General features: G+C 71.1%; 19 protein-coding genes. 12 read left to right on the top strand and 7 right to left on the bottom strand.

The features are described 5' to 3' along the window. Positions 1-95: 95 nt before the first annotated feature. Entirely contained in the window at positions 96-1,277 is a 1,182-nt protein-coding gene (locus tag AB0L91_RS32035; protein WP_365016347.1) for a histidine kinase, read from the bottom strand. Positions 1,278-1,578: 301 nt separating this feature from the next. Between AB0L91_RS32035 and dnaE the strand changes: the two genes are divergently transcribed. From dnaE to AB0L91_RS32015, 4 genes are all read left to right on the top strand, one after another. After that, positions 1,579-5,142 (top strand): DNA polymerase III subunit alpha, encoded by a 3,564-nt coding sequence (dnaE, locus tag AB0L91_RS32030; RefSeq protein ID WP_355284287.1) that lies wholly within the window; start codon positions 1,579-1,581, stop codon positions 5,140-5,142. 150 nt (positions 5,143-5,292) lie between these two features. Next, on the top strand, positions 5,293-7,140 hold the full coding sequence (locus tag AB0L91_RS32025) for a hypothetical protein (RefSeq protein WP_365016345.1): 1,848 nt from the start codon (positions 5,293-5,295) through the stop codon (positions 7,138-7,140). 155 nt (positions 7,141-7,295) lie between these two features. Further along, a complete protein-coding gene (treZ, locus tag AB0L91_RS32020) occupies positions 7,296-9,047 on the top strand; it encodes a malto-oligosyltrehalose trehalohydrolase (protein WP_365016343.1) in 1,752 nt (583 codons plus the stop codon). Positions 9,048-9,123: 76 nt separating this feature from the next. Continuing rightward, on the top strand, positions 9,124-10,374 hold the full coding sequence (locus tag AB0L91_RS32015) for a serine hydrolase domain-containing protein (RefSeq protein WP_365016341.1): 1,251 nt from the start codon (positions 9,124-9,126) through the stop codon (positions 10,372-10,374). 22 nt (positions 10,375-10,396) lie between these two features. Here AB0L91_RS32015 and ilvA read toward each other — a convergent pair whose 3' ends face one another. Beyond that, positions 10,397-11,749 (bottom strand): threonine ammonia-lyase IlvA, encoded by a 1,353-nt coding sequence (gene ilvA, locus AB0L91_RS32010; RefSeq protein ID WP_355284277.1) that lies wholly within the window; start codon positions 11,747-11,749, stop codon positions 10,397-10,399. Between the two features lie 90 nt (positions 11,750-11,839). After that, a complete protein-coding gene (locus AB0L91_RS32005) occupies positions 11,840-12,274 on the bottom strand; it encodes a nitroreductase family deazaflavin-dependent oxidoreductase (protein WP_365016338.1) in 435 nt (144 codons plus the stop codon). Between the two features lie 96 nt (positions 12,275-12,370). Between AB0L91_RS32005 and AB0L91_RS32000 the strand changes: the two genes are divergently transcribed. Further along, positions 12,371-12,586, top strand: a complete 216-nt coding sequence (locus tag AB0L91_RS32000) for a hypothetical protein (RefSeq protein ID WP_355284274.1) — start codon at positions 12,371-12,373, stop codon at positions 12,584-12,586. Here the strand turns inward: AB0L91_RS32000 and AB0L91_RS31995 are convergent. Then, positions 12,575-15,244, bottom strand: coding sequence for an AAA family ATPase (locus AB0L91_RS31995; protein WP_365016336.1), 2,670 nt, complete (start codon positions 15,242-15,244; stop codon positions 12,575-12,577). The genes AB0L91_RS32000 and AB0L91_RS31995 overlap by 12 nt on opposite strands. A gap of 159 nt (positions 15,245-15,403) precedes the next feature. On the opposite strand from AB0L91_RS31995, the gene AB0L91_RS31990 reads away from it, so the two are divergent. From AB0L91_RS31990 to AB0L91_RS31980, 3 genes are all read left to right on the top strand, one after another. Further along, complete coding sequence (locus AB0L91_RS31990; RefSeq protein ID WP_355284269.1) at positions 15,404-15,760, top strand: nuclear transport factor 2 family protein; 357 nt, start codon at positions 15,404-15,406, stop codon at positions 15,758-15,760. Between the two features lie 29 nt (positions 15,761-15,789). Next, positions 15,790-16,215 (top strand): hypothetical protein, encoded by a 426-nt coding sequence (locus AB0L91_RS31985; protein ID WP_357349118.1) that lies wholly within the window; start codon positions 15,790-15,792, stop codon positions 16,213-16,215. A gap of 70 nt (positions 16,216-16,285) precedes the next feature. Beyond that, entirely contained in the window at positions 16,286-17,092 is an 807-nt protein-coding gene (locus AB0L91_RS31980; protein WP_357349116.1) for a methyltransferase domain-containing protein, read from the top strand. A 6-nt stretch (positions 17,093-17,098) separates the two neighbouring features. Here the strand turns inward: AB0L91_RS31980 and treY are convergent, their stop codons facing one another. From treY to AB0L91_RS31965, 3 genes are read right to left on the bottom strand one after another with little or no spacing between them, the layout of a single operon-like run. After that, positions 17,099-19,519, bottom strand: a complete 2,421-nt coding sequence (treY, locus tag AB0L91_RS31975; RefSeq protein ID WP_365016333.1) for a malto-oligosyltrehalose synthase — start codon at positions 19,517-19,519, stop codon at positions 17,099-17,101. Between the two features lie 8 nt (positions 19,520-19,527). Next, on the bottom strand, positions 19,528-21,648 hold the full coding sequence (gene glgX / locus AB0L91_RS31970; RefSeq protein WP_365016331.1) for a glycogen debranching protein GlgX: 2,121 nt from the start codon (positions 21,646-21,648) through the stop codon (positions 19,528-19,530). A gap of 57 nt (positions 21,649-21,705) precedes the next feature. Then, a complete protein-coding gene (locus AB0L91_RS31965; protein WP_365016329.1) occupies positions 21,706-22,254 on the bottom strand; it encodes a cupin domain-containing protein in 549 nt (182 codons plus the stop codon). Positions 22,255-22,283: 29 nt separating this feature from the next. On the opposite strand from AB0L91_RS31965, the gene AB0L91_RS31960 reads away from it, so the two are divergent. The 4 genes from AB0L91_RS31960 to bioD all read left to right on the top strand — a co-directional run bounded on the left by AB0L91_RS31960 (position 22,284) and on the right by bioD (position 25,948). Continuing rightward, complete coding sequence (locus tag AB0L91_RS31960) at positions 22,284-22,733, top strand: MarR family winged helix-turn-helix transcriptional regulator (protein ID WP_365016327.1); 450 nt, start codon at positions 22,284-22,286, stop codon at positions 22,731-22,733. A gap of 70 nt (positions 22,734-22,803) precedes the next feature. Further along, complete coding sequence (locus AB0L91_RS31955) at positions 22,804-24,081, top strand: adenosylmethionine--8-amino-7-oxononanoate transaminase (RefSeq protein ID WP_365016326.1); 1,278 nt, start codon at positions 22,804-22,806, stop codon at positions 24,079-24,081. After that, a complete protein-coding gene (locus tag AB0L91_RS31950; RefSeq protein WP_365016324.1) occupies positions 24,078-25,283 on the top strand; it encodes an 8-amino-7-oxononanoate synthase in 1,206 nt (401 codons plus the stop codon). Before AB0L91_RS31955 ends, AB0L91_RS31950 begins: the two co-directional genes overlap by 4 nt. Further along, positions 25,280-25,948, top strand: a complete 669-nt coding sequence (gene bioD, locus AB0L91_RS31945; protein WP_365016322.1) for a dethiobiotin synthase — start codon at positions 25,280-25,282, stop codon at positions 25,946-25,948. The genes AB0L91_RS31950 and bioD overlap by 4 nt, the downstream gene beginning before the upstream one ends. Positions 25,949-26,341 lie beyond the last annotated feature (393 nt).

The raw sequence follows: 26,341 nt of genomic DNA, 5'->3' as shown, positions 1-26,341 counted from the left end.
CCATGGTAACCGGGCGAGTCGCCGAACTCCGCCGGAACCCTCGGCGGCGCCGGGTAGGGGAGCGTGCGCCCGTGAGCGATGTCGTTCGGGGGCGGTCAGGCGTGGATGCCCGGGCGGAATTTCGGGACGCGCATGCTGACTTTGGTGCCCGCGCCGGGGGCGGTTTCCACGACCAGGCCGTAGTCGTTGCCGAAGGCGGCGCGGAGGCGGTCGTCGACGTTGGCGAGGCCGACGTGGGCGGCTTCGCCGGTGCGGGCGGGGCCGGTGTCGGTGTCGACGGCGTCCAAGGCGCCGGAGCGCAGGAGGTCGGGGTCCATGCCGATGCCGTCGTCCTCGACGCTGATCAGGCAGTCGGTCCCGGCGTCGGTGGCGACGATGCTGAGTTGGCCGCCGCGCCCGCCGCCGCCGAGCCCGTGCCGCACCGCGTTCTCCACCAGGGGTTGCAGCGCCAGGAACGGCAGCACCACGCCGAGCACCTCCGGCGCGATCCGCAGGCGGACCTCCAGGGCGTCGCCGAAGCGGGCCTGTTCGAGGGCCAGATAGCGCTCGATATTGCGCAGTTCGTCGGCGAGGACGGTGAATTCGCCCGCGGCACGGAAGGAGTAGCGGGTGAAGTCGGCGAATTCGAGAATGAGCTCCCGGGCCCGATCCGGATCGGTCCGCACGAACGACGCGATCGTATTGAGCGCGTTGTAGATGAAATGCGGACTGATCTGCGCCCGCAGCGCCCGCAATTCGGCCCGATCGACCCGGGCCCGCGAGGCGTCCAGCTCGGCCAGCTCGAGCTGCCCGCACGCGTACCGGGCCACCTCGCCCGCCGCCCCGAGCATCCCGGGCCCCGGCTTCCCGGTGGTCACCATCCCGAGCGCCCCCACCGCCGCCCCCGTGTCGATCAGCAGCGGCTGCGCGATGAGCGAATGCTCGTCCCCGCTGACCAGCACCGCCCGCTCCTCGGCGATCGCCCGCCGCGCCGCTTCGTCGAACACTGCGGCCATCCCCGCGTGCGGCCCGTCCCACGCCAGCAGCGTCGCGTCGGCGTCCATCACCCCCAGCGCCTCGGCCCCGGCCAGCGCCCGCAGATGCGGCGCCGCCTCCCGGGCCGCCTCCTCGGTCAACCCCCGCCGCAACGGCACCGCCGCCAGCGACGCGGTGTGCAGGGCCTGATGCACCGCCCGTTGCGCGGGCGTGGTCACCACCCGCTGCGTCCGCCGCCACACCAGCCACGCGACGACCAGCACGATCGCGACACCCGCCAGCACCACCGCCGTGGTCGTCACCGGTCACTCCCGTCTACTCGCGCCGCGAACCGGCCCGGTTCGACGACGGCCGCACCCCTCGCGCGGACATCCGCCGATTATCGCCGCCCGCGGTCTCGGTGGTCCGATGATCGCCGACGGGCGCGCGCGCCGGGTTTCCGATCATGAACTAGCGGAAAACAGACGGTTGCTGAGGACTCGCCGGTGACGTTCGCCACGACACGCCGAACCAGGCCAGGGCGGGGGCGCGATGCCCGTGTGGCACGCGAAAAGTTGTCGGACCCACGTGCCTAGAATGCCTAGGCCAACCCCCGTCGACACCATGGGAGGAAGGACCGTCTTGGCTCCGTCCGGATCGTTCGTTCACCTGCACAACCACACCGAGTACTCCATGCTCGATGGTGCGGCGAAGATTTCGCCGCTGTTCGCGGAGGCGGAACGGCTGGGCATGACCGCCGTCGGCATGACCGACCACGGCAACATGTACGGCGCCTCGGAGTTCTACAACAGCGCCAAGAAGGCGGGCATCAAGCCGATCATCGGCATCGAGGCCTACATCGCACCGGGCTCGCGGTTCGACACCAAGCGGGTGCAGTGGGGTGATCCCGGCCAGAAGAGCGACGACGTCTCGGGTTCGGGTGCCTACACCCATATGACGATGGTCGCCGAGAACGCGACCGGTCTGCGCAACCTGTTCAAGCTGTCGAGCCTGGCCTCCATCGAGGGCCAGCTGGGCAAGTGGGCGCGCATGGACGAGGAGATCATCGCGCAGTACGCAGAGGGCATCATCGCCACGACGGGCTGCCCGTCGGGTGAGGTGCAGACCCGGCTGCGCCTCGGTCACGAACGCGAGGCGCTCGAGGCCGCCGCGAAGTGGCAGGAGATCTTCGGCAAGGACAACTTCTTCCTCGAGGTGATGGACCACGGTCTATCGATCGAGCGCCGGGTCCGCGAGGGCCTGATCAATGTCAGCAAGCAGCTCGACATCCCGCCGATCGCCACCAACGACTGCCACTACGTCACCAAGGACCAGTCGACCAATCACGAAGCGCTGCTGTGCATCCAGACCGGCAAGACGCTCTCGGACCCGACCCGCTTCAAGTTCGACGGTGACGGCTACTACCTGAAGTCGGCCGCGGAGATGCGCGCCATCTGGGACGCGGAGGTCCCCGGCGCCTGCGACAACACCGAGCTCATCGGTGAGCGGGTGCAGTCCTACGACGACGTGTGGGCCCATCGCGACCGGATGCCGATCTTCCCGGTGCCCGAAGGCCACACCCAGGCCACCTGGCTGCGCAAGGAAGTCCTCGACGGCCTCGACCGCCGGTTCCCCGACGGCCCCCCGCAGGACTACCTCGCCCGCGCCGACTACGAACTCGGCGTCATCTGCGAGATGGGTTTCCCCGCCTACTTCCTCGTCGTCGGTGACCTGATCCGGCACGCCCTCGACGTCGGCATCCGCGTCGGCCCCGGCCGTGGTTCGGCCGCCGGCTCGCTGGTCGCCTACGCGATGGGCATCACCAATATCGACCCGATCCCGCACGGCCTGCTGTTCGAGCGGTTCCTCAACCCCGAGCGCGTGTCGATGCCCGATATCGATATCGACTTCGACGATCGCCGCCGCGGTGAGATGGTCCGCTACGCCACCGAGAAGTGGGGCAGCGACCGCGTCGCCCAGGTGATCACCTTCGGCACCATCAAGACCAAGGCCGCGATCAAGGACTCCGCGCGAGTCCTGTTCGGCCAGCCCGGTTTCGCCATCGCCGACCAGATCACCAAGGCGCTGCCGCCGCCGATCATGGCCAAGGACATCTCGGTCTCGGGCATCACCGACCCCGACCACGAGCGGTACAAGGAAGCCGCCGAGGTCCGCGAGCTCATCGGCTCCAACCCCGATGTCGCCAAGATCTACGAGACCGCGCGTGGCCTGGAGGGCCTGATCCGCAACGCGGGCGTGCACGCCTGCGCGGTCATCATGTCCTCCGAGCCGCTCACCGACGCGATCCCGGTGTGGAAGCGCGCGCAGGACGGCGCGATCATCACCGGCTGGGACTACCCGTCGTGCGAGGCCATCGGCCTGCTGAAGATGGACTTCCTCGGTCTGCGCAACCTCACCGTCATCGGTGACGCCCTGGAGAACATCCAGGCCAACCGCGGCGTCGATCTCGACATGGATCACCTGCCGCTCAACGACCCGGCCACCTACGAACTGCTCGCCCGCGGCGACACCCTCGGCGTGTTCCAGCTCGACGGCAGTGCCATGCGCGATCTGCTGCGCCGCATGCAGCCCACCGGCTTCGAGGACATCGTCGCCGTCCTCGCGCTGTACCGCCCCGGCCCGATGGGCATGAACGCCCACAACGACTACGCCGACCGTAAGAACGGCCGCCAAGAGGTCAAACCGATCCACCCCGAGCTCGAAGAGCCGCTGAAAGAGATCCTGGCCGACACCTTCGGCCTGATCGTCTATCAGGAACAGATCATGCAGATCGCGCAGAAGGTCGCCGGGTACTCGCTCGGCCAGGCCGACATCCTGCGCCGCGCCATGGGTAAGAAGAAGCTCTCGGTGCTGGAGGAGGCCTACGCGGGTTTCCGCGAGGGCATGCTCAAGAACGACTTCTCCGAGCCCGCGATCAAGGCGCTGTGGGACACCATCCTCCCGTTCGCCGGCTACGCGTTCAACAAATCGCACGCCGCGGGCTACGGCCTGGTCTCCTTCTGGACCGCCTACCTCAAGGCCAACTACCCGGCCGAGTACATGGCCGGTCTGCTCACCTCCGTCGGTGACGACAAGGACAAGGCCGCGATCTACCTGTCGGACTGCCGCAAGATGGGCATCACGGTGCTGCCGCCGGATGTCAACGAGTCCGAGCAGAACTTCGCCTCGGTCGGCAAGGACATCCGCTTCGGTCTGGGCGCGGTCCGCAATGTCGGCGCCAACGTGGTGTCCTCGATCATCGCCGCGCGCAAGGAGAAGTCGAAGTTCACCGACTTCTCCGACTACCTGAACAAGATCGACGCGATCGCCTGCTCCAAGAAGGTCACCGAATCGCTCATCAAGGCAGGTGGTTTCGACTCGCTCGGGCATCCCCGCAAGGGCCTGCTGCTGATCCACTCCGACGCGATCGACGCGGTGATGTCGACGAAGAAGGCCGAGGCGATCGGCCAGTTCGACCTGTTCGGCGGCCTGGACGACGGCGACGACTCGGTCGCCTCGGTGTTCAACGTGAAGGTCCCCGAGGACGAATGGGAGACCAAGCACAAGCTCGCCCTCGAACGAGAGATGCTGGGCCTCTACGTCTCCGGGCATCCGCTCAACGGCGTCGAGCACGTGCTGGCCGCCCAGGTCGACACCCCGATTCCGGCGATCCTGGAAGGCGACGTCAAGGACGGCGCGCAGGTGACCATCGGCGGCATCCTCGCCTCGGTCAACCGGCGGATCAACAAGAACGGCCTGGCCTGGGCCTCGGCCCAGCTCGAGGACCTCACCGGTGGCGTCGAGGTGCTGTTCTTCCCGCAGTCGTACTCGGTCTACGGCATGGACGTGGTCGAAGACGCGGTGGTGCTGGTCAAGGCGCGCGTGTCGGTGCGCGACGACCGCATCTCGCTGATCGCCAACGACCTCGTGGTGCCGGATCTCTCGGCGATCGGGGTGGCGAAGCCGGTGGCGGTGGTCATGACGACCCGGATGTGCACGCCGGACAAGATCGGTGAGCTCAAGAAGGTGCTCTCCCGCCATCCCGGCACCTCCGACGTGCATGTCCGCCATGTCGGCGCACGGGAGAAGACCACCCTGCTCAAGCTCGACGACAGCTGGCGGGTGAGCCCGTCCTCGGCGCTGATGGGTGACCTGAAGGCACTGCTCGGTCCCGGCTGCCTGGGCTGAGCCGGAGGCGATCGCGGTCGAGGATCTCGCAGTGCGGTCGCGTTCCCGGTGGTCGGGTAGCGCTGGGAGCGCGGTCGGGCCGGGTGCGCTCGCGGTGTCTCGGCGGGTGCTGATCGAAACCCGGCGGGCGACGGGCTAGCGTCGAGAGGCGTGACGTCAGCGACTCGGCTCGATTCGCCCCCACACCCCGTGCGACGCCCGCGCCCGCGCGTACCGCCGCGGGCCGTGCTGCTCGTCGCGGCCGCGCTGATCGTGGCCCAGCTGGTCCTGCGCGGCTGGGTCGCGGCGTCGGGATTCTTCTACTGGGACGACTTCATCCTGATCGGTGAGGTGGGCCGGCATCCGCTGTGGTCGACCGAATTGCTGTTCACCAGCCACGACGGCCACGTGATGCCGTTGGCGTTCGCGCTGACCTGGGCGGTGACCGCGATCGCGCCGTTCGAGTGGGGTGTGGCGGCGGCCGTCCTGGTGCTGTTGCAGCTGCTCGCCTCACTCGCGGTGCTGCGGCTGTCGGTCGTGCTGCTCGGGACCGGGCCGCGGCTGCTGGTCCCGTTGACCTGCTACCTGTTCGTTCCGCTGACGGTGCCCGCCTTCGCCTGGTGGTCGGCCGCGGTGAACGCGCTGCCATTGCAGATCGCGCTCGCCTGGGTGAGCGCGGACGCGGTCCAGCTCGTGCGGACCGGGCGCGGGCGGTACGCGGTCTCGGGCGCCGCGGTCTCCGCGGTGGCGCTGCTGTGCTTCGAGAAGGCGGTGGTGGTGCTGCCGGTCGCGGTCGCGGTGGTGGCGCTGTCGGCCTACGTCGCCGGAGAATCGGTGCGCGCTGCCGTCCGCCGCGGCGCCGCGCTGTGGACCGCGGCGGGTGCGGTGCTGCTGGCCTGGTCGGCGTTCTTCCTGCTGGTCATCCAGCGTCCGCGCGGACTGTCGCGCCCCGAACAACCCACCGCCCTGCTGAGCCGAGCACTCTCGGACGGACTGGTCCCCGCCCTGTCCGGCGGACCCTGGCGATGGGAACGCTGGCAGCCCGCCACCCCGTGGGCCGACCCGCCCGGCGTGGCCGTCGCCCTGTGCTGGACGGCGCTGATCCTGTTCGCGGCGTGGACGATCCGCACCCGCGCCCGGGTCGGCGTGATCTGGGTGTGCGCGGCCGCCTACGTCGTCGTGACCGTCGCGCCCGTCGTGGTCCTCCGCGACGGCCCGGGCACCGCCGCGCTGCTGCTCCAATCCATCCGCTACTTCGCGGACGTCGCCGTCATCGCCTGCCTCGGCCTCGCCCTGATCATGACCGCCCCACACCGCGCGCCCCGCGACATGCGAAGCGGTGCCACTGCACGTGGCCTGCTCCTGGCGCGGGGTCTTCCGGTGCGAGCTGTCGTGGCGGTGGTGGCGACCGTGATCTTCCTCGTGAGCAGCGTGTATTCGACCGTCACCTTCACCCGCTCGTGGGAGCCGAGTCCGGCGCGCGCCTACGTCACCGGGGTACGCACCGCACTGCCGGGTGCCGACGCGCCGCTGCTGCCGCAGGAGGTTCCGTGGAATGTGCTGAACCCCTTGGCCTTTCCGCAGAACATGACCGACCAGGTATTCGCCGCGCTCGCCGGGCCGGACACCTTCGCCCGGTCGACACCGCACCTGCGGATGTTCACCGACGAGGGGGAACTCGTCGACGCGCAGGTGTGGTGGAACCGCTCGATCGTGCCCGCCCCGGAACCCGGCTGCGGCTACCGGATGACGCCCGGCGAGGCGGTCCGGTTGCCCTTGGACGGGCCGATGCAGATCCGCGAGTGGACCGCTCAGCTGAACTACCTGGCCGACCGCGACGGCGCCATCGCCGTCTCGTTCGAGGGCGCCGCCGAGACCGTCGCCGAGGTCAGGTCCGGGCTGCACCCGGTCTACGTCCGCATGCTCGGCGGTGGCACGGCCTTGCGCGTCCGCGCGCTGACTCCCGGCCTCGAATTGTGCTTCGGCGCGGGGCCGGTCGGAGTCGTCGCCCACGACTGACCGCCGACTGCTCGTGCGGGGTGACACCGAAGACGCACCGGCGGCCGGTTCGTACCGAGCGCCCGAGCAGACCCGTGCCGGGCATGGCGGGAGCCGGGCAGCGCGGAGACACCGGTCGCCCTGCCCGATGACCGCGCGCGTGCGATGCTGGGGCGATGAGGCAGTTTCGGGTGTGGGCGCCGGCGGCGGGGGCGGTGCGGCTGCAACTGGACGGGGTGACCCATGCGATGCGGCGCAATGGGGGCGGGCGCTGGTCGGTCACCATCGACGCAGGTCAGGGCGCCCGCTACGGGTTCCTGATCGACGACGACCCGACCGTGCTGCCCGACCCGTGCTCCCCGCGCCAGCCCGATGGCGTCCACGCACTCTCCGCCGTGCACGACCTCGATCCGGCGGTCTGGACCGACCGGCGGTGGACCGGCAGGCAGCTGGCCGGTTCGGTGTTCTACGAACTGCACATCGGCACCTTCACGCCGGACGGCACCTTCGACGCGGCGATCGAACGGCTCGACCACTTGGTCGGCCTCGGCGTCACCACGGTCGAGCTGATGCCGGTCAACGCCTTCGACGGCACCCACAACTGGGGTTACGACGGCGTGCTCTGGTACGCGGTGCAGGAGAGCTACGGCGGTCCCGACGGCCTGCAGCGCTTCGTCGACGCCTGCCACGCGCGTGGTCTGGCGGTCTGCCTGGACGTGGTCTACAACCACCTCGGCCCGTCCGGCAACTACCTGCCCCGCTTCGGTCCCTACCTCGCCGCGGGCCGGAACACGTGGGGGCAGAGCCTGAATCTCGACGGTCCCGGCTCCGACGCCGTCCGCCGCCACATCATCGACAACGCCCTGCGCTGGCTGCGCGACTTCCACATCGACGCGCTGCGCATCGACGCCGTGCACGCGCTGGTCGACCGCACCGCGACCCATCTGCTCGAGGAACTCGTCGTCGAGACCACCGCGCTGGCAGCGCATCTGGGCCGTCCGCTGAGCCTGATCGCCGAGAGCGACCTCAACGATCCCCGCCTGATCACGCCGCGCGCGGCGGGCGGCTTCGGCCTGACCGGCCAGTGGAACGACGACCTGCACCATGCCGTGCACACCGCCGTCTCCGGCGAACGGCAGGGCTACTACGCCGATTTCGGCTCCCTGGCCTGCCTGGCCCAGACCCTCACCCACGGCTTCTTCCACGCCGGAACCTATTCCAGCTTCCGGGGCCGCACCCACGGCACGCCGATCCCGCGCGACCTGATCCCCGGCAGCGCCCTGCTCGGCTACACCTGCACCCACGACCAGATCGGCAACCGGGCTGTCGGCGACCGCCCCAGCGCCTACCTCACGCCGGGGCAGCTCGCGGTGAAGGCGGCGCTGGTGCTGCTCTCGGCGAGCACGCCGATGCTGTTCATGGGCGAGGAATGGGGCGCGCGCACCCCGTTCCAGTTCTTCACCTCGCACACCGACCCAGCCGTCGGCGCGGCCACCGCGGCCGGACGCCGGGCCGAGTTCGCCGACCACGGCTGGGCCGCCGACGACGTCCCCGACCCGCAGGACCCGGACACCTTCACCCGCTCCAAGCTGGACTGGACCGAACCGACCCGCGAACCGCACGCCCGGCTGCTCGCCTGCTATCGCGCCCTGCTCGCGCTGCGCGCGGCCAGGTCCGAGTTCACCGACCCCTGGCTGGAACGGGTCTGGGCCGACTACGACGAGGCGAACCGCTGGTTCGTGCTGCGGCGCGGCCGGATCTCGGTGGTCTGCAACCTGTCCGAGGACGAGGCCGTGATCCCGGTGCACGGAAGGGTATTGCTGGCCTGGGCGCCCGCCACCGAATCCGGTGCGGGAATACTCATCTCGGGCCACAGCTTCGCCGTGCTGGAGGAGGGTGACGGCGCGGGGGCCGTGGTCACCGAGTGATCCGGCCAGGGCACGGCTCGGCCACGGTCGGCGGCCGACCGTTGCCCAAGCGAACAGACGTCCGTACGGTTGAACGATGAGCAACGACGCTTACGGGCAGGACAGTGCTGCCCTTCCGGCGGGTGTCGGCGGTTTCGCCGCGGCCGGATTCGGTCCGCTGGTGCGCGCCTTCGTCACCTTGATCGGCCATCGCCGCGCCGCGGGTGGCGCCATCGCGATCTATCGGCACGGCGAACCCCTGGCCCATCTGTGGACCGGCAGCGCGGGCGAACGGCCGTGGACCGCGGACACCGCGCCCATCGTGTTCTCCGCGACCAAAGGCGTCACCGCCACCGTCATCCACCGGCTCGCCGATCGCGGCCTGATCGACTACCAGGCTCCGGTCGCCGAGTACTGGCCCCGATTCGCGGCGCACGGCAAGGGCGCGATCACCGTCGCCGACGTGCTCACCCACCGCGCCGGCCTGTCCTCGCTGCCCTCGGTCGCCACCACCGCCGCCGAATCCCTCGATCACGAACTCATGGAGGACCGGCTCGCGCTGGCCACGCCCGACCGGCTGCTCGGCACCCCGACCTACCACGCGCTGACCTACGGCTGGCTGCTGGCCGGGCTGGCCAGGGCCGTCACCGGGCAGAGCATGAGCGAGCTCATCCGCAGCGAGGTCACCGATCCGCTCGGCATCGACGGCATCCACCTGGGTCGTCCGGCCGCCGGTTCGCCGACGGAGTACGCGCGGCTGGCGGGCACGCACCTGAGCGTGTTGGGCAACCCGATCGCCGCCGGATTCCTGGACCGGATCGGCCAGCGGATCCCCGGCCCGCTCGGCGCGGCGGCCCGCTGCCTGTTCGTGCCCGGCCTGGACAGCATCCTCGACGGCGACGACCCGGCGATCCTCGACTCCGAGATGCCCGCGGGCAACGGCGTGTGCACCGCGCCGGGGCTGGCCAGGATGTACGCGGCACTGGCCGACGGGCTCACCGTCGACGGCAGGCCGTTCCTGACGCCGGGGACCCACCGGTCGATCCGGCGCGTGCAGACCTACCGCCTCGACCACGCCCTGTTCTACATCCCGATGATGTGGCACCTCGGCTACCACTCGATGCCGGTGCCCGGCGCGCGCAACGCCTTCGGCCATATCGGGCTCGGCGGGTCCTTCGGTTGGGTCGACCCGCAGTCGGGACTCTCGATCGCCTTCGTGCACAACCGGCTCGACCAGGGCCTGCTGCCCTACGACCAGCTGGCGATGAGCTGGCTGCTGCCGCTGGCCGTGGCGGGCGCCCGCGCGTCCCGCTCCGGCACGCAGCGCCCGGACCGCGTCGCGGCGTAGTCCGGGCCTGGGCGAGCCCCGCCTAGGTGAGGTAGCGATACGCCGGAGAACCCGGTTCCAGGCGTTCGGCCTGGATCGGGGACTCCTCGATGCGATGCAGCAGCGACGCCAGATCGTCGGTGGCGCCGAGTTCGATGCCGACCAGTGCCGCCCCGGTCTCCCGGTTGTTGCGCTTGACGTACTCGAACATGGTGATGTCGTCGTCGGGGCCGAGCACGTCGTCGAGGAAGCGGCGCAGCGCGCCGGGTTCCTGCGGGAAGTCGACGAGGAAGTAGTGCTTGAGGCCCCGGTGCACCAGCGAGCGCTCGATGATCTCGCCGTAGCGGGAGACATCGTTGTTGCCGCCGGAGACCAGCACGACCACGGTCGAGCCGGGCTCGATCTCGATCTCGGCCAGTGCCGCGGTGGCCAGCGCGCCCGCGGGTTCGGCGATGATGCCCTCGCTCTGGTACAGGTCGAGCATCGCGGTGCAGATCGCACCCTCGTCGACCTGCATCATCCGGAAAGAGGCTGTGCCGGTGGGGGATTCGGTGGTGGTGAGCAGCGGCAGCGAGGCGTGCGAGACCACCCGGCCGCCGAACGAGGACGCCGCCTGGTACGGCAGGTCGCCGATGCGGCGCACCGCGGCGCCGTCGACGAACGGGTCGATCTCGGGCAGCGTTACCGGGCCACCCGCCACCAGCGCGGCGGTCATCGAGGCCGCGCCAGCGGGCTCGACGCCGAGCAGGCCGGCCTGCGGCGCACGTTCGCGCAGGTAGGTGCCGATGCCGGCCAGGCACCCGCCGCCACCGACCGGGACGATGACCAGATCGGGCGCGGCGCCCAGCTGCTCGAGGAACTCGGCGGCGATGGTGCCCTGGCCCGCGGCGGTGCGCGGATCGTCGAACGGCGGCACCATGGTCGCGCCGGTGCGGGCGACGTCGTCGGCGGCGGCCGCGGCGGCCGCGTCGTAGGTCTCGCCGACGGCGATCAGCTCGACGAACTCGCCGCCGTGCACGCGGATGCGATCGCGCTTCTGCTTCGGGGTGGTGGTCGGCACGTAGATGCGCCCGCGCACGCCCATGGCCCGGCAGGCGAAGGCCACGCCCTGGGCGTGGTTGCCCGCGCTGGCCGCGACCACACCGGCCGCGCGTTCGGCGGCGGTGAGCTGGACCATCAGGTTGTAGGCGCCGCGCAGCTTGTACGAGCGCACCGCGGTGAGGTCTTCGCGCTTGAGGTAGACCTGCGCACCGGTGCTCGCCGACAGCCGCGCGGAGTACTGCAGCGGTGTCGGCTCGATGATGTCGGAAATTCGCTTGGCGGCAGCGTCGATCTCGTCCGCGGTCAGCGGCGGACGGGTTACGGACACTTCGGCGACGTCAGCGATGGGGGACACCCGCTAAATGCTACCGAGGGGGTCGGGCGCGCCGAGAGCGCGCCTCCCGTCGCCGGATCCGCCGCGACGACGGGCCCGGCGACCGGGGCGTCAGCGCGGGGTGAGGACGAAGACGGGGATCTGGCGATCGGTCTTCTTCTGGTACTCGGCGTAGTCGGGCCACACCGCGACCGCCCGGTCCCACCACAGCGCCTTCTCGTCGCCGGTGACCTCGCGGGCGGTGTAGTCCTTGCTGACGGTGCCGTCGCGCAGTTCGACGTGCGGCTCGGCCTTGATGTTGAAGTACCAGACCGGGTGCTTGGGCGCGCCGCCCAGCGAGGCGACGACGGCGTACTCGCCGTCGTGCTCGACGCGCATCAGCGGGGTCTTGCGGAGCTTGCCGGTCTTGGCGCCCTTGGTGGTCAGCAGGATGACCGGCTTGCCCTGTAGTGAGGTGCCCTCGGCTCCGCCGGAGTTCTCGTAGGTCTCGGCCTGGGTGCGAGCCCAGTCCGAAGTGCTCGGTGCGTACTCTCCTGTCAGTGGCATGACCTGCACAACGATCCGTCGCGGTGTGATGTTCCCGATAGGCCCGGACGGGAAAGTTCGGTAGCCCGAACTTCGATGTCCGTCTATCCTGTGTGCATGGCAGTGGTCACCCCATCGGCAGCAACCGCGACGGTCGACATCGCGGGCAGTGCCTGGCCGGTCTACAAGCTCGAGGCGCTGGTCGCCGGGCTCGTCGTGGGCGCCCTGCTGCTGTTGATCCTCGGCTCGGCCCAGTCGGCCGTGCTCGCCGCGGCCGCCGTGGCCGCGCTGCGCTGGTCGGTCGGTGCCGCCAGGGCACACTCACTCCGCTAGGTCGAGCTCGCGCAGCTCCCCGCGGGAGAGCACCCCCAATTTCGGATACGCCTTGTACAGGTGGTGCCCGACCGTGCGGTGACTCAGGAACAACCGCGCCGCGATCTCCCGGTTCGACAGGCCCTGCGCCGCCAGCCGCACGATCTGTGATTCCTGCGGCGTGAGCACGCTGAGCGGGCCGCCCGCCGGGCGGGCGGCGGCGCCGACGCCGAGCGCGGCGAGTTCGGTGCGGGTGCGTTCCCGCCACGGCGCGGCGTCGAGCCGGTCGAACAGCTCCAGTGCCTGTTCGAGCTGGGTCCGCGCGTCGACCTTGCGTTTGTCCCGGCGCAGCCACTCGCCGTAGAGCAGCCGGGTGCGGGCCTCGTCGAACGGGCGCTGGGCCGGGAGCGCGGCGAGGTAGTGCCGCTCGGCGTCGGCGCCCTCGGCGAGGATCGCCGCGGCCCTGGCGGCCAGGGCCGCGATCCACTCCTGACCGGCGCGCGCCGACCACGCGTCGAGCTGTTCCCGCGCCGCGACGGCCCGGCCGGTGTCGCCGAGCCGCGCGGCCACCTCCACCTGGTCGGCCAGGGTGCGCAGCCCGCTGACGTGATGCCGGGCCGGTTCGACGGTCATGTGGTCCAGCTCGGCCTGCGCCTGATCCAGCCTGCCCTGCCCGAGCGCGAGCAGCGCCAGCGCCGCGTGCGCCCACGGCGCGCCCACCGCCTGGGCCCCGCCGAAGGCCTCGGCGACCGCGCGATCGGCGTAGTCACGGCAGGACTGTTCGTCGCCACGCAGCGCGGCCGCGTATGCCAAGAACGCGGTGAGCTGACTGATCCACTGCGGCTGGCCGATGTCCTCGGCGATCCGCAGCCCCTCCTCTGCGGCGATCCGGCTCTCGCCGGGGCGGCCACCGAACAGTTCGGCTTCGGCGCGGAAGAACAGCAGCGGTGCGAGCAGCGCGATCCGGCCCTGCTCCCTGGCTTCGCCGATGAGCACGTCGGCCAGCTCGCCGACCTGGTCGTCCTGACCGACGACGAGTCCGCTGCCGCACAGCTGGACCAGGTCGGCGGGACTGTCGGCGCCGTTCGCGCGGGCCGCGTCCGCCGCCGTCCGCAGGTCGACCGTGCGCAGCCCGGCCACCGAGCCGGTCAGGTAGCGCACGATCGGGGTGACCGGATCGCCCGCGTCGAGCCGCAGCGTGGCGAGCAAGGCCGCCACCTCGTCGAGCTCGGCGGGACCGAGGTACCAGGCGGTGTGCACCGCCCGGGTGACGATGCGCGCCGCGGCCCGCGGATCGGTCTCCCGCGCCGCCACCGCCATCAGCCGCCGATGCGCGGAACCCGGCTTGCCCGCGGCGAATTCGGCCTGCGCGCGCACCAGTTCGAGGCGCGACTCGAGCGCCGCGTCGGTCGACATCGACGCGGCGCGCTCGGCCAGCCGCGCGGCCTGGTCGGTGAGCCCGGCCTCGGTGGCGGTCTCGGCGGCCAGGACGAGCCTGCGCAACCGGGCGTCGGCGTCGGCACTGAGTGCCGCGGCCCGGTCGTAGGCGGCGACCGCGCCGTGGAATCCGGTGCGCCGCCTGGCCCGATCGGCGGTGCGCTCCAGCGCGGTCGCCGCGGCTTCGTCGGGTCCGGTCGCGGCGCAGGCGAGATGCCAGGCCCGTAGGTCGGCGGAGTCGGCGTCGTCGAGCGCGGCGGCGAGGGCGCGGTGCGCGGCCAGCCGCTCGGTGAGCGCCGAACCCTGGTAGACGGCGGCCCGGGAGAGCGGATGACGCCAGGTCAGCACCTGCCCGTCGGTGCGCACCAGATCGGCGTCCTGGGCCCGCTGCAGGTCGTCGAGTCCCGCGCCGAGGGTCGCGGCGGCGCGCAGGACCGGCGCCAGATCCTCGGCGCCCGCGGCCGCGGCGATCAGCAGGATCGTCCGGGTCGGCGCGGGCAGCCGGGCGACCCGGCCGTGGAAGGCCAGCTGGAGCCGCTGGGTCAGCGGCAGCGGATTCGGATCCTCCGCGTTGCCCGCCGCGGCCGGAAGTTCCAGCAGGGCAAGGGGATTGCCCCCCGATTCGGCGAGCAGGCGATAGCGCGTCGTGGGCGAGAGCCGGGTCGGGCCCGCGTCGAGCAGCGCGGCGGCGGCCTCGGCGCGCAGCCCCGACAGGGCCAGTTCGGGCAGTCCCGGCGCCGGGAAGTCATCGGGGCCGGACCGGGTGGCGAACAGGATCACCACCCCCTCGGCGTCGAGCCGGCGCGCGGCGAACAGCAGGGTCTGCGCCGTTGCCCGGTCCAGCCAGTGCGCGTCGTCGATCAGGACCAGCAGCGGGCCGTCGGCCGCTTCCTCGGCCAGCAGCGTCAGCACGGCCAGGCCGATCAGCATCAGGTCCGCTGGCGTGCTGTCGCCCAGGCCGAACGCGGCGTCCATCGCGTCGCGCTGCCGTGGCGGCAGCCGCCGGACCAGCTCCATCGCCGGGCGCACCAGCAGATGCAGTGCCGCGAAAGGCAATTCGGCCTCGGACTCGATCCCGGCACTGCGAATCGCCGGAATGCCCTGCGCCGCCGCGTACTCCAGCAGGGCGGACTTGCCGATCCCGGCCTCGCCGCGCAGCACCAGCGCCCCGCTGCGCCCGGCGCGCGCGCCCGTGAGCAGGTCATCGATCGTGGCCTGTTCGGGTTCGCGTCCGTGCAGCATGCGCACCACGGTAGCGCCGTACCGGTACCGGCGGTTCGCGTGTCGCGAGAAGTACCTATAGACGACTGATTCGACCTACCCCCGTCGCGCCATAACGTAGGTGTCATCGCAGGAACAACCCGCGAAACACCAGCTCACAGCACATTTTCGGAGGTCGAGATGAACACCGTCGTCGCGCAGTACCTGGAGGCATGGAACACCCGCGAGCCCGGTGCCCGCCGCGCCGCGGTCACCCGCCTGTTCACCCCCGAGGCGCGCTACGTCGACCCGCTGGTCGCCGTCACCGGCCACGCCGAACTCGAGGCCGCCATCGCCGGCGTGCAGACCCAGTTCCCCGACTGGACCTTCCGCCTGGCAGGCCCGGTCGACGCCCACCACGACCAGGTGCGCTTCACCTGGGGACTCGGCCCCGCCGACGGTGACGCCGTGGTGATCGGCTTCGACGTCGCCGTCCTCGCCGACGGTCGCATCGACAGCGTCTACGGCTTCCTCGACCAGGTCCCCGCGTCCGCCTGATACTTCCGACACCGCCAAGGAGATCCGCCATGACCACCGCCACCGCCCCGTCCCGCCTGTCCACCCTGCTCACCCCGGGCGAGCCGCTGCTGCTGCTCTCGCTGCGCCTCGACGCCGTCGTCACCACCGTCAACGGCGTCGCCTACCTCGCCCTGGCACCGCTGCTGGAGCGGCTGCTCGGTCTCGACACCCGGGCCGGCCTCGCGATCGGCGCCTTCCTCACCGCCTACGGCCTCGCGGTCGCGGTGGTCGGCCGGAAGTCGCCGGTGGTCCGGTACCAGGCGGCGGCGGTCGCGATCGGCAACGCGACCTGGGTGGTCGCGAGCCTGGTCGCCGTGGTCACCGGAGTCCTCGGACTGACCGTGGCCGGGTCGGTGTGGGGAGTGCTGCAAGCCGTCACCGTCGGCGCCTTCGCCGCCCTGCAGTACCGCGGTCTGCGCGGCACCGGCCACTGAGCAGCGAATCTCGAAACGCGGGGCCACGACCATCGTGGCCTCGCGTTTCGCGCGGCGTAGCGTCGGAGGTATGGCCGTTCCCGACGATCAGCTACCGTCCTTCCACGTCGACGCCGCCGGTGCGGCCGACGACCTGCTGATCACCCTGCTGGACCGGCAGGCCGAGCTGTCCGGCGTCGTCCGGATGCGGCGCTGGGTGCTCGACGTCCTGGCACCGCGACCCGGCGACACCGCCCTCGACATCGGCTCCGGGACCGGCTCGGAGGTCCTCGCCTTCGCCGCCCGGGTGGGCCCGCACGGCCGGGCCGTCGGCGTCGACGCGAACCCGGCCATGCTCACGATCGCCCGCGAGCGGGCGCGCGGCACCGCCGCCGAATTCGCCGAGGGCACCGCCGCCGCGCTCCCGCTGCCGGACGATTCCGTCGATCTGGTCCGCTGCGAGCGGGTCTTCCAGCACCTCGACGACCCCGCCGCCGCCACCGCCGAGATCGCCCGCGTCCTGCGTCCTGGCGGCCGGGTCTGCCTCGTCGACAGCGACTGGTACACCGCGATCCTGCACCCCGGTGACCCGGCCGTGGTCGCCGCGCTGTCGGAACGGATGCGGGCCGACACCGCCAACCCGGGCTCCGGCCGCCGCCTGCGCGGGCTGCTGGTCCGGGCCGGATTCGTCATCGACGACCAGGCCTCCCAGGCGGTGATCTGGGACGCGGACACCGCGATACCGCTGGTCGGGCAGATGGTCGCAACCGGCCGCGCCACGGGCGTGATCACCGCCGCGCAGGCCGACGAGCTGACCGCCGCGATCGCGCACGGCGTCGCCACCGGCGACTACCACATGTCGGTCACCATGTTCGCGGTGCTCGCGCACCGGCCGTGACGCCGCTCAGCGCACCAGCAGGGCCACCGGCAGCCGGGTGAACAGCTTGTCCAGCCGGACACTGCCCGCGAACGTGGAGCCGGTGAGCCGGTCGACCCACGTGCCTTCCGGCAGATGCAGGGTGGTGTCGAGCCAGCCGGTCGCGGCCAGCCCGACCGAGTGCCTGGTCGCCGCGACGATCACCTCGGGCGTCTCACCCGCCGGTCCGCGCCCGAAGGCGACCAGCCGCTGCGCGTGCTCCCCGGCGCCGTAGAGCGGCCGGTACATCCCGCCGACGAAGCACTCCGGCCGTTCCCGGCGCAACCACAGCGCGTAGGCGACGACCCACATCTTCGCCGCCCCGGTGGTGTCCAATGTCGGTGGCTCGGTGAGGGATTGGAGCAGACCGGCGCGCACGGCGAAGTTCACCGGGCGGCGGTTGTCCGGGTCGACGAGGGAGTCCTCCCACAGTTCGGTGCCCTGATAGATGTCCGGGATACCGGGCCCGCACAGCTGCAACAGCTTCTGCGACACCGCGTCCGACCAGGCGTGCGGGGCCAGCTCGTGCGCCAGGTCGCCGATGCCGGTGCCGACCGGGCCGTCGATCACCGCGTCCAGCCAGCCGTGCACCGACGATTCGAACTCCGCGTCCGGTTCCTCCCAGGACGTCTTGGTCCCGGCCTCGCGAATCGACTTCTCCGCGAACAGATGCAGCCGATCCCGCAAGCCCGGCACCGAGGACGCGGGCCGCCCGTCGGCGGGCCAGACCCCGAACATGTTCTGCAACAGGAACAGCGCCGTCGCGCCGTCGGGCGCGGGCGTCGTCTCCAGCCAGCCGCGCACCCGCTGCGACCAGATCTCGGCGACCTGCGACAGCACCCCGATCCGGGCGCGCACATCCTCGCCGCGCTTGGTGTCGTGGGTCGACAGCGTCGTCATGGTGGCGGGCCAGCGCTGCGAGCGCTCGCTGTTGGACAGGTGGAAGTCGTTGACGGTGTGGCCGAAGCGCGCCGGATTGCCGCCCACCTCCTGCAGCGACACCAGCCGCGCGCCCTGATAGAACATGGTGTCCTCGACCGACTTCGCGGTGATCGCGCCGCACACCTGGGAGAACCGGATCGCCGCCTCCCCACCCACCGACAGCGCGGTCACCAGCACCGACAGCGGCGCCGTCAGCTCGGCGTTGCGCTTCTCCACCTCCGCGACGACGGCCGCGGTGATCCCGGCCAGCGGCGCGTAGTCCACCCGGTACACCGGCATGAACGCCAGCACCTCGATGGTCGCGTTGCTCACCGCGAGGGTGTCGAAGCTGCCCGCGTTGCCGTCGCGTTTGATCGCCGCGACCAGCCGCCGGATCTCCGGCGCCAGAATGGTTTCCGCGACGGCGCGCTTGATCCGGTGCTCGGTCTCACCGAACCAGGCGCGGTCGCTGCCGTGCCCGGCGACGTGCTGGGACAGCTCGGTCATCGCGGCCTCGCCGGCCGGATCGATCAGGACACCGCCGAGATCGGCGAGCGCGTCGTAGCCGGTGGTGCCGTCGACCGGCAGCGTCGCGTCGAGCGGCTCCCGGTTGGCGAGGATCTTCTCCACCAGCAGCAGCCGCTGCGGGCCGATCAGCCTGCGCAGCCGGGTCAGGTAGGCGCTCGGGTGCGACAACCCGTCGGGGTGATCCACCCGCACACCGTCGATGAGATCGTGTTCGCACCAGGCGGCCAGCTCGCGGTGGGTCGCCTCGAAGACCTCGGGATCCTCCTGCCGGACCGCGGCCAGGCTGCTCACCGCGAAGAATCGCCGGTAGGTGCACACGCCGGCCTTCCAGCTCACCAGCCGGTAGTGCTGGCGATCGTGGATGCGCAACGCGTTGTCGCCGTCGGTGCCCGGTGCGATCGGGAAGCGCAGATCGTGCAGCGCCAGCATCGGTTCGTGACCGGACCGGTCGACCGACAGCGCGGCCGGATCGTTCTCGCTCTGCAACACCGGCAGCGCGAGCCGTCCACCCGCGCCGTTGCCCGGACTCCAGTCGATGTCGAAGTACTTGGCGTACTTGGACTGCTGACCGTTGCGCAGCACATCCCACCACCACGGGTTCTGCCGCGGATCGGCCACGCCGACGTGATTGGGCACCAGATCGACGATCAAGCCCATCCCGCGACTGCGCACCTCGTCCGAGAGTGCCTTGAGCCCCGTCGGCCCGCCCAGCGCGGCCGAGACCGTGGTGGGATCGGTGACGTCGTAGCCGTGCGTCGAGCCGTGCGCCGCGGTCAGGATCGGCGACAGATACAGATGCGAGATCCCCAGCTGCTGCAGGTATTCGGCGATGGCGCGGGCATCGGCGAAGGTGAGCGCGTCCGGGCGCAGTTGCAGCCGGTAGGTGCTGCGCACCGTGCTCGGCCGGATGGGCGCGCGGTGCAGCAGGGTCAGCGGATCGGTCACGTAGGTCTCGGTCATCGTTTCGGCTAGGCGGTTCGGCGCAGGACGAGCAGGCAGCGGCTGGGGACGGGGAGGGTCGCGGCCGCGGGAAAGACCCCGTCGGCCGTTCCGGTGGGGGTCGAGCAATCCAGGGCCGGTGTCCATTCGGCACCGAACTCCGGTCCTGGCAGCACGAAATCGAGTGCTTCGTCGTGCGCATTGAAGCACAGCAGGAACGAGTCGTCGCTGATCCGTTCGCCGCGCGGTCCCGGCTCGGGAATGCCGTCGCCGTCGAGCAGCACGGCCAGGGACTTTCCGAAGCCGCTGTGCCAGTCGTCGGTGGTCATCTCGGCCCCGGCCGGGGTGAACCAGGCGATCTCGCGATTGCGGCCCTCGCCGTCACCCGGCCCGGCGGCGAGGAAGCGGCGGCGCCGGAAGATCGGATGCGCGGTGCGCAGCGCGATCGCCGAGCGGGTGAACTCGAGCAGATCGGCGTTGGTGTCCGCCAGCGACCAGTCCATCCACGACAGCGGCGAATCCTGGCAGTACACATTGTTGTTGCCGAGCTGGGTGCGCCCGATCTCGTCGCCGTGCGCCAGCATCGGCGTGCCCTGGCTCAGGATCAGCGTGGCCAGCAGATTGCGCTGCTGGCGCGCCCGCAGTTCCAGGATCGCCGGATCGTCGGTCGGCCCTTCGACGCCGCAGTTCCACGACCGGTTGTGGCTCTCGCCGTCGCGGTTGCCCTCGCCGTTGGCGTCGTTGTGTTTCTCGTTGTAGGACACCAGGTCCCGCAGGGTGAAGCCGTCGTGCGCGGTGACGAAGTTGATGCTGGCGCTCGGGCGGCGTCCGGTCGACTCGTACAGGTCCGAGGATCCGGTGAGCCGATACGCGAACTCGCCCAGCGTCGCGGGCTCACCACGCCAGTAGTCGCGCACGGTGTCGCGGTATTTGCCGTTCCACTCCGTCCACAGACTCGGGAAGTTGCCGACCTGGTAGCCGCCCTCGCCGACGTCCCACGGTTCGGCGATGAGCTTGACCTGGCTCACCACCGGGTCCTGGTGCACCAGGTCGAAGAACGCGGAAAGCCGGTCCACATCGTGCAATTCGCGGGCCAGCGTGGCGGCGAGGTCGAACCGGAAGCCGTCGACGTGCATGTCCAGGATCCAGTAGCGCAGGGAGTCCATGATCAGCTGCAGGGTGTGCGGATGCCGCACATTGAGGCTGTTGCCGGTGCCGGTGTAGTCCTTGTAGTGCGCGGGCTCGGTCTCGTCGAGGCGGTAGTAGGCGGCGTTGTCGATGCCGCGCAGGCTCAGCGTCGGCCCGAGGTGGTTGCCCTCGCCGGTGTGGTTGTAGACCACGTCGAGGATCACCTCGATGCCCTCGGCGTGCATCGCGCGCACCAGCGCCTTGAACTCGGCGACCGCGGCGTCGCCGCGCGGGCGGGCCGAGTACTGGTTGTGCGGGGCCAGGTAGCCGATGCTGTTGTAGCCCCAGTAGTTGCGCAGTCCCTGATCGGTCAGCACGTGGTCGTGGAAGAACTGGTGCACCGGCATGAGCTCGATCGCGGTGACGCCCAGGCTCTTCAGATGCCCGATGATCGCCGGATGCGCGAGACCCGCGTACGTGCCGCGCAGTTCCTCCGGCACGTCGGGATGGGTCATCGTCATGCCCTTGACGTGCGCCTCGTAGATCACCGTCTCGTGGTAGGGCCGGTTCGGCGGCCGGTCGGCGCCCCAGTCGAAGAACGGGTTGATCACCACGCCGGTCATGGTGTGGCCCAGCGAATCCAGGCCGTAGGTGTACAGCGACGGATCGTTCACGAACTGCCCGTCGAAGGCCTTCCCGTACGGATCGAGCAGCAGCTTGCTGGGATCGCAGCGCAGTCCGAGCTCGGGCTCGTACGGTCCGTGGACGCGGAAACCGTAGCGCTGACCCGGCGTGATCGCGGGGAGGTAGGCGTGCCAGACGTACCCGTCGACCTCGTCGAGCTCGACCCGGGTCTCGGCGCCGTCCTTGGCGATCAGGCTCAGTTCCACCCTCGTGGCGACCTCGGAGAACACCGAGAAATTCGTGCCCGCGCCATCGTAGGTGGCGCCCAGCGGATACGCGGTGCCCGGCCACACGCCCAGTGGGGTCACCTCACCGGATCGGTCGTACGGGCTCGACATGCTACGACAGTAGAGGAATCCGGTCCCCGCCCGCGCGCGGTGCGCGTGGGTGCTTCGTCACCCCTGGTCAGCGGCCGCGAGCAGGCGCCGGGCATAGCCGGTGCGCCGGGCCAGCGCGGCCAGGCCGCCGAAGATCAGCCGTTGCAGCGGAACGGGCGGCCCGGCCAGGTAGCCGTCCTGGTACTCCCAGAGCAGGCCGAGGGCGAGCGGATTGCGCGGCAGTCTGCTCGCGGTGGTCCGGCCGCTGTTGTCCAGGCCGCTCCAGAACTCGAACATCGCCCAGTGCCGCAGCGGCGGGCGGATGACGTGGTCCATGACGGTGTTCTCGGCCTCGTTCCAGAACTCGTGCACGGCGCGCGGCGGCGCCGTCACTGTGTCGCCCGGTCCGGCGACGATCTCGGTGCCGTCGACGCGGAACCGGATGCGGCCTGCCCGCACGGTCCAGGTCTCGGCGATCTCGGGATGCCAGTGCGGGCCCGCCTGCCTGCCGGGGTGGGGGAGCACGTGCTCGAGCCGGAGATAGGCGCCTTCGGCGTCGGCGCCGCGGTCGACGAGCGTCACGCGGTGCCCGTTGCGGAAGGTGAGGACGGTGCCGATGTCAGCCATAGTCCAGGTATAAAGGTAACCTTCCTATTATGTCAACGGACAGTGCGCCCACGCTGCTGAAACTGCTGGTCCATGCGGCCGACGCCTATGAACGCGAGCTGGACCGGGAACTGTGCGCTGTACTCGGTCCCGAGCTGCGGCCCGCGCACTACGCGGTCTTCCGGTACCTGGAACCGGCCGGCTCCCGGGTGACCGCCCTCGCCGAGGCGGCGGGGATGACCCAGCAGTCGATGGGCGAGCTGGTCACCCACCTCGAGCGGTGCGGTTACGTGGAACGCCGCCCCGATCCCGCCGACCGCAGGGCGCGCCTGATCGTGACCACTGCGGCGGGCGGTGCGGCGCTCGCGCTGGCGGGCAAGCACATCCGCCGGATCGAGGCGGCCGTCGCGGCGGCGCTCGGCGGTCCCGAGCTCGCCGCGGTGCGGGCGGCGCTGGCGCGCATTCCCGCGGCGATCGCCGATCGGCCTCTCGACCCCTGAGCGAGAGTGCTAACTTGAACGGTGTTCAAGGCCGTCGGCGACGGCAACCGGGCGACGACGAGGAAACCCTGTGGACCTGACCCCCGAGCAGATCAGTGCCCTCGATGCCGAGCACGTCTGGCATCCCTACGGCGGCTTCCCGGCGACCACCGAACCGCTGGTCGTCGCGAGCGCGGCGGGCACCAGGCTGACGCTGGCCGACGGCCGCGAGCTGGTCGACGGGATGAGTTCGTGGTGGGCGGCGGTGCACGGCTACCGGCACCCGGTCCTCGACGCGGCGCTGCTCGCGCAGTCGCAGCGGATGAGCCACGTCATGTTCGGTGGCCTCACCCACGCCCCGGCCACCCGGCTCACCCAGCTGCTCGTCGAGCTGACCCCGGCCGGTCTGGACAAGGTCTTCCTCTGCGATTCCGGCTCGGTCTCGGTCGAGGTCGCCGCGAAGATGTGCCTGCAGTACTGGCGGGGGGTCGGCAAGCCGGGCAAGCACCGGCTGCTCACCTGGCGCGGCGGCTACCACGGCGACACCTTCACCCCGATGAGCGTGTGCGACCCCGACGGCGGCATGCACGCGCTGTGGACCGACGTCCTCACCGAGCAGGTCTTCGTCCCCGCGCCGCCCGTCGGCTTCGACGCCGACTATGTCGCCGAGCTCGAACGGGCGGTCGCGAGTCATCGGGACGAGCTGGCCGCGGTGATCGTCGAACCGGTGGTCCAGGGCGCGGGCGGGATGCGCTGGCACGACCCGCGCTATCTCACCGAACTGCGCCGGATCTGCGACGAGAACGACGTGCTGCTCGTCTTCGACGAGATCGCCACCGGCTTCGGGCGCACCGGCGAGCTGTTCGCCGCCGACCACGTCGGCGTCGCCCCCGACGTGATGTGCGTCGGCAAGGCACTGACCGGCGGTTATCTCACCCTGGCCGCCACCCTGTGCACCGCGCGGATCGCCGAGACGATCAGCGCCGCGCACGGCGGGCTCATGCACGGGCCGACCTTCATGGGCAATCCGCTGGCCTGCGCCGTGGCGATCGCCTCGATCGAGCTGCTGCGCTCGCGGGACTGGCGGGGCGAGGTCGCCCGGATCGAGTCCGAGTTGCGGGTGGGTCTGGAGCCGCTGGCCGCGCTGCCCGGTGTCGCCGACGTGCGGGTGCTTGGCGCGATCGGGGTCGTCGAGCTCGACGACCCCGTCGACATGCGGGCCGCCACCGACGCGGCCGTCGACGCGGGCGCGTGGCTGCGCCCGTTCCGCACCCTCGTCTACACGATGCCGCCGTTCATCAGCACCACCGAGGACATCGCCACCATCACCGGCGCCGTGCGCGCCGCGGTGAAGGCGAGCCTCGGATGACGCCGCGACCGCATCCCCTGAACGGCGTTCAAGTAAGCTCCCCAGCTGTGAGTACGGATCCGTTGAGCTGGTTGGACGAGCGCGCGGCCGAGCGGGTCGACGCCGGGCTGCGCCGACACCTGCGCCCGCGCGCCGCCGAGTCGTCCGCGATCGACCTCGCGTCCAACGACTACCTGGGCCTGGTCCGCCATCCCGAGGTCGTCGAGGGCGCCATCGCGGCCCTGCGCCGCTGGGGCGCCGGGTCCACCGGTTCGCGCCTCGTCACCGGGACCACCGCCGAGCACGCCCAGCTCGAGGCCGAACTGGCCGAATTCGTCGGCGCCGAAAGCGGATTGGTGTTCGCCTCCGGCTACGCCGCCAATCTCGGCGCGGTGACCGCGCTGGCCGGTCGCGGCACCCTCGTCGTCTCCGACGCGGGCAGTCACGCGTCCCTGGTCGACGCGTGCCGGCTGTCCCGAGCCAGGGTGGAGATCGCCCCGCACCGGGATGTCGCCGCCGTCGAACGCCTGCTCGCCGAACGCGCCGAGGAGCGCGCGCTGGTCCTCACCGACTCCGTCTTCAGCGCCGACGGTGACCTCGCCCCGCTCGCCGACCTGCACCGGGTGTGCCGGGCGCACGGCGCGGTGCTGATCGTCGACGAGGCGCACGGGCTCGGCGTCCGCGGCGCCGGTGGTCGCGGACTGGTGCACGAGATGGGCCTGGCCGGTGAGCCCGACCTGGTCATCACCGCCACCCTGTCCAAGGCCTTCGCCGCGCAGGGTGGTGTCGTCCTGGCCGACGCGCGCATCCGCGCCCACCTCATCGACGCCGCCCGCACCTTCATCTTCGACACCGGCCTTGCGCCCGCCGCGGTCGGCGCGGCCCGCGCGGCGCTCGGTCTGCTGCGCAGCGATCCCGCGATGGCGTCGCGGGTGCTCGACCGCGCGGCCGATATCGCCCGCATCGCCGGGGTATCCGAACCGGACTCCGCCGTCGTCTCGGTGGTCCTCGGCGAAGCGCAGCTCGCCTTCGACGCCGCGCAGGCCTGCCGCGCCCGCGGCCTCGACGTCGGCTGCTTCCGCCCGCCGTCGGTCCCCGAGGGCACCTCGCGCCTGCGGCTGACCGCGCGTGCCAACCTCACCCCCGCCGAACTCGACACCATCGCCGAGGTCCTCGGCGACGTGCTCGCCGCGGCCCGTGGCAAGGAACCGGTGACGGCATGAGCCTCCTGCTGATCAGTGGCACCTCGACCGACGTCGGCAAGACCGTCGTCACCGCGGCCGTGGCCGCCGCCGCGCACGCCGCGGGCCGCTCGGTCGCGGTCTGCAAACCCGCGCAGACCGGCGTCGCCCCCGGCGCCCCGGGTGACCTCGCCGAGGTCACCCGCCTCACCGGGCTGACCCGCACCGTCGAGCTGGCCCGCTACCCGGAACCGCTCGCCCCCGACACCGCCGCCCGCCGCGCCGGTATGCCGCTGCTGTCCCTGGACGAGACCGTCGCCGCGATCGACGCGCAGCGCGATGCCGACCTGGTCCTGGTCGAAGGCGCGGGCGGCCTGCTCGTACGGATGGGGGAGTTCACCCTCCTCGACCTGGCGCAGAAACTCGGCGCCCCCGTCCTCGTCGTAGCGGCCGCCGGACTCGGCACCCTCAACCACAGCGAACTCACGACCCGCGCCCTGTCCGCCGCCGGTGTGCCGTGCGCCGGACTGGTCATCGGTTCCTGGCCGGCCGAGCCCGACCTCGCCTCGCAGTGCAATCGCGACGATCTGCCGCGCGTCACCGAGACCCCGTTGCTCGGCGCGATCCCCGCGGGCGCCGGGGGATGGGACCGCGAGCGGTTCACCGCGACCGCCCCGAGCTGGTTCCCCGCCGGCTGGCGGCCCTGAGTGGCGCCCCGATGATCACCGATCGTCGACGAAACGCCCGCTGACCAGCCGATTTGACTTCATGATCGGCGATGCGTAACTTAATTCGAGTCAGAGCGACACGGACACCGACCCGGTGCCGAACCGCCGAGCCCCTCGAGGCTAGCGGATCGCACAGGGAAACGAGGTAGGACGATGAGCGCCTGACTGATCATGTGTGCGGGCTCACTGTCTTCCGGACTTGCTTCGGTGGATCGCCCGCGCTAAAGTTTGAACCCTTGCCCTGCTGAAGCCCCTACGAAATGTTGCGGGTGGATGTTTGTGCGTGTGTTCTTTGAGAACTCAATAGTGTGTCGATGAATGTCAGTGCCAATATTATTATTGGTTCCGGCCTCTCATACCCCCCGGTTGACG

Source organism: Nocardia sp. NPDC051833, assembly GCF_040681225.1.
Taxonomy (GTDB): Bacteria; Actinomycetota; Actinomycetes; order Mycobacteriales; family Mycobacteriaceae; genus Nocardia.
Note: the sequence above shows the minus strand (reverse complement) of the source record. Positions and strands in the feature narration are given on the sequence as shown.

Bases quoted from the DNA above. Each gene is read 5' to 3' on its own strand.
- glgX (WP_365016331.1), bottom strand. From the start codon at position 21,648: ATGTCGAGCCCGTACGACCGATCCGGTGAGGTGACCCCACTGGGCGTG.
- AB0L91_RS32005 (WP_365016338.1), bottom strand. From the start codon at position 12,274: ATGCCACTGACAGGAGAGTACGCACCGAGCACTTCGGACTGGGCTCGC.
- AB0L91_RS31985 (WP_357349118.1), top strand. From the start codon at position 15,790: ATGACCACCGCCACCGCCCCGTCCCGCCTGTCCACCCTGCTCACCCCG.
- AB0L91_RS31990 (WP_355284269.1), top strand. From the start codon at position 15,404: ATGAACACCGTCGTCGCGCAGTACCTGGAGGCATGGAACACCCGCGAG.
- treY (WP_365016333.1), bottom strand. From the start codon at position 19,519: ATGACCGAGACCTACGTGACCGATCCGCTGACCCTGCTGCACCGCGCG.
- AB0L91_RS31980 (WP_357349116.1), top strand. From the start codon at position 16,286: ATGGCCGTTCCCGACGATCAGCTACCGTCCTTCCACGTCGACGCCGCC.
- AB0L91_RS32000 (WP_355284274.1), top strand. From the start codon at position 12,371: ATGGCAGTGGTCACCCCATCGGCAGCAACCGCGACGGTCGACATCGCG.
- AB0L91_RS32015 (WP_365016341.1), top strand. From the start codon at position 9,124: ATGAGCAACGACGCTTACGGGCAGGACAGTGCTGCCCTTCCGGCGGGT.
- AB0L91_RS31995 (WP_365016336.1), bottom strand. From the start codon at position 15,244: ATGCTGCACGGACGCGAACCCGAACAGGCCACGATCGATGACCTGCTC.
- AB0L91_RS31950 (WP_365016324.1), top strand. From the start codon at position 24,078: ATGACGCCGCGACCGCATCCCCTGAACGGCGTTCAAGTAAGCTCCCCA.
- bioD (WP_365016322.1), top strand. From the start codon at position 25,280: ATGAGCCTCCTGCTGATCAGTGGCACCTCGACCGACGTCGGCAAGACC.
- treZ (WP_365016343.1), top strand. From the start codon at position 7,296: ATGAGGCAGTTTCGGGTGTGGGCGCCGGCGGCGGGGGCGGTGCGGCTG.
- dnaE (WP_355284287.1), top strand. From the start codon at position 1,579: ATGGGAGGAAGGACCGTCTTGGCTCCGTCCGGATCGTTCGTTCACCTG.
- AB0L91_RS31965 (WP_365016329.1), bottom strand. From the start codon at position 22,254: ATGGCTGACATCGGCACCGTCCTCACCTTCCGCAACGGGCACCGCGTG.
- AB0L91_RS31960 (WP_365016327.1), top strand. From the start codon at position 22,284: ATGTCAACGGACAGTGCGCCCACGCTGCTGAAACTGCTGGTCCATGCG.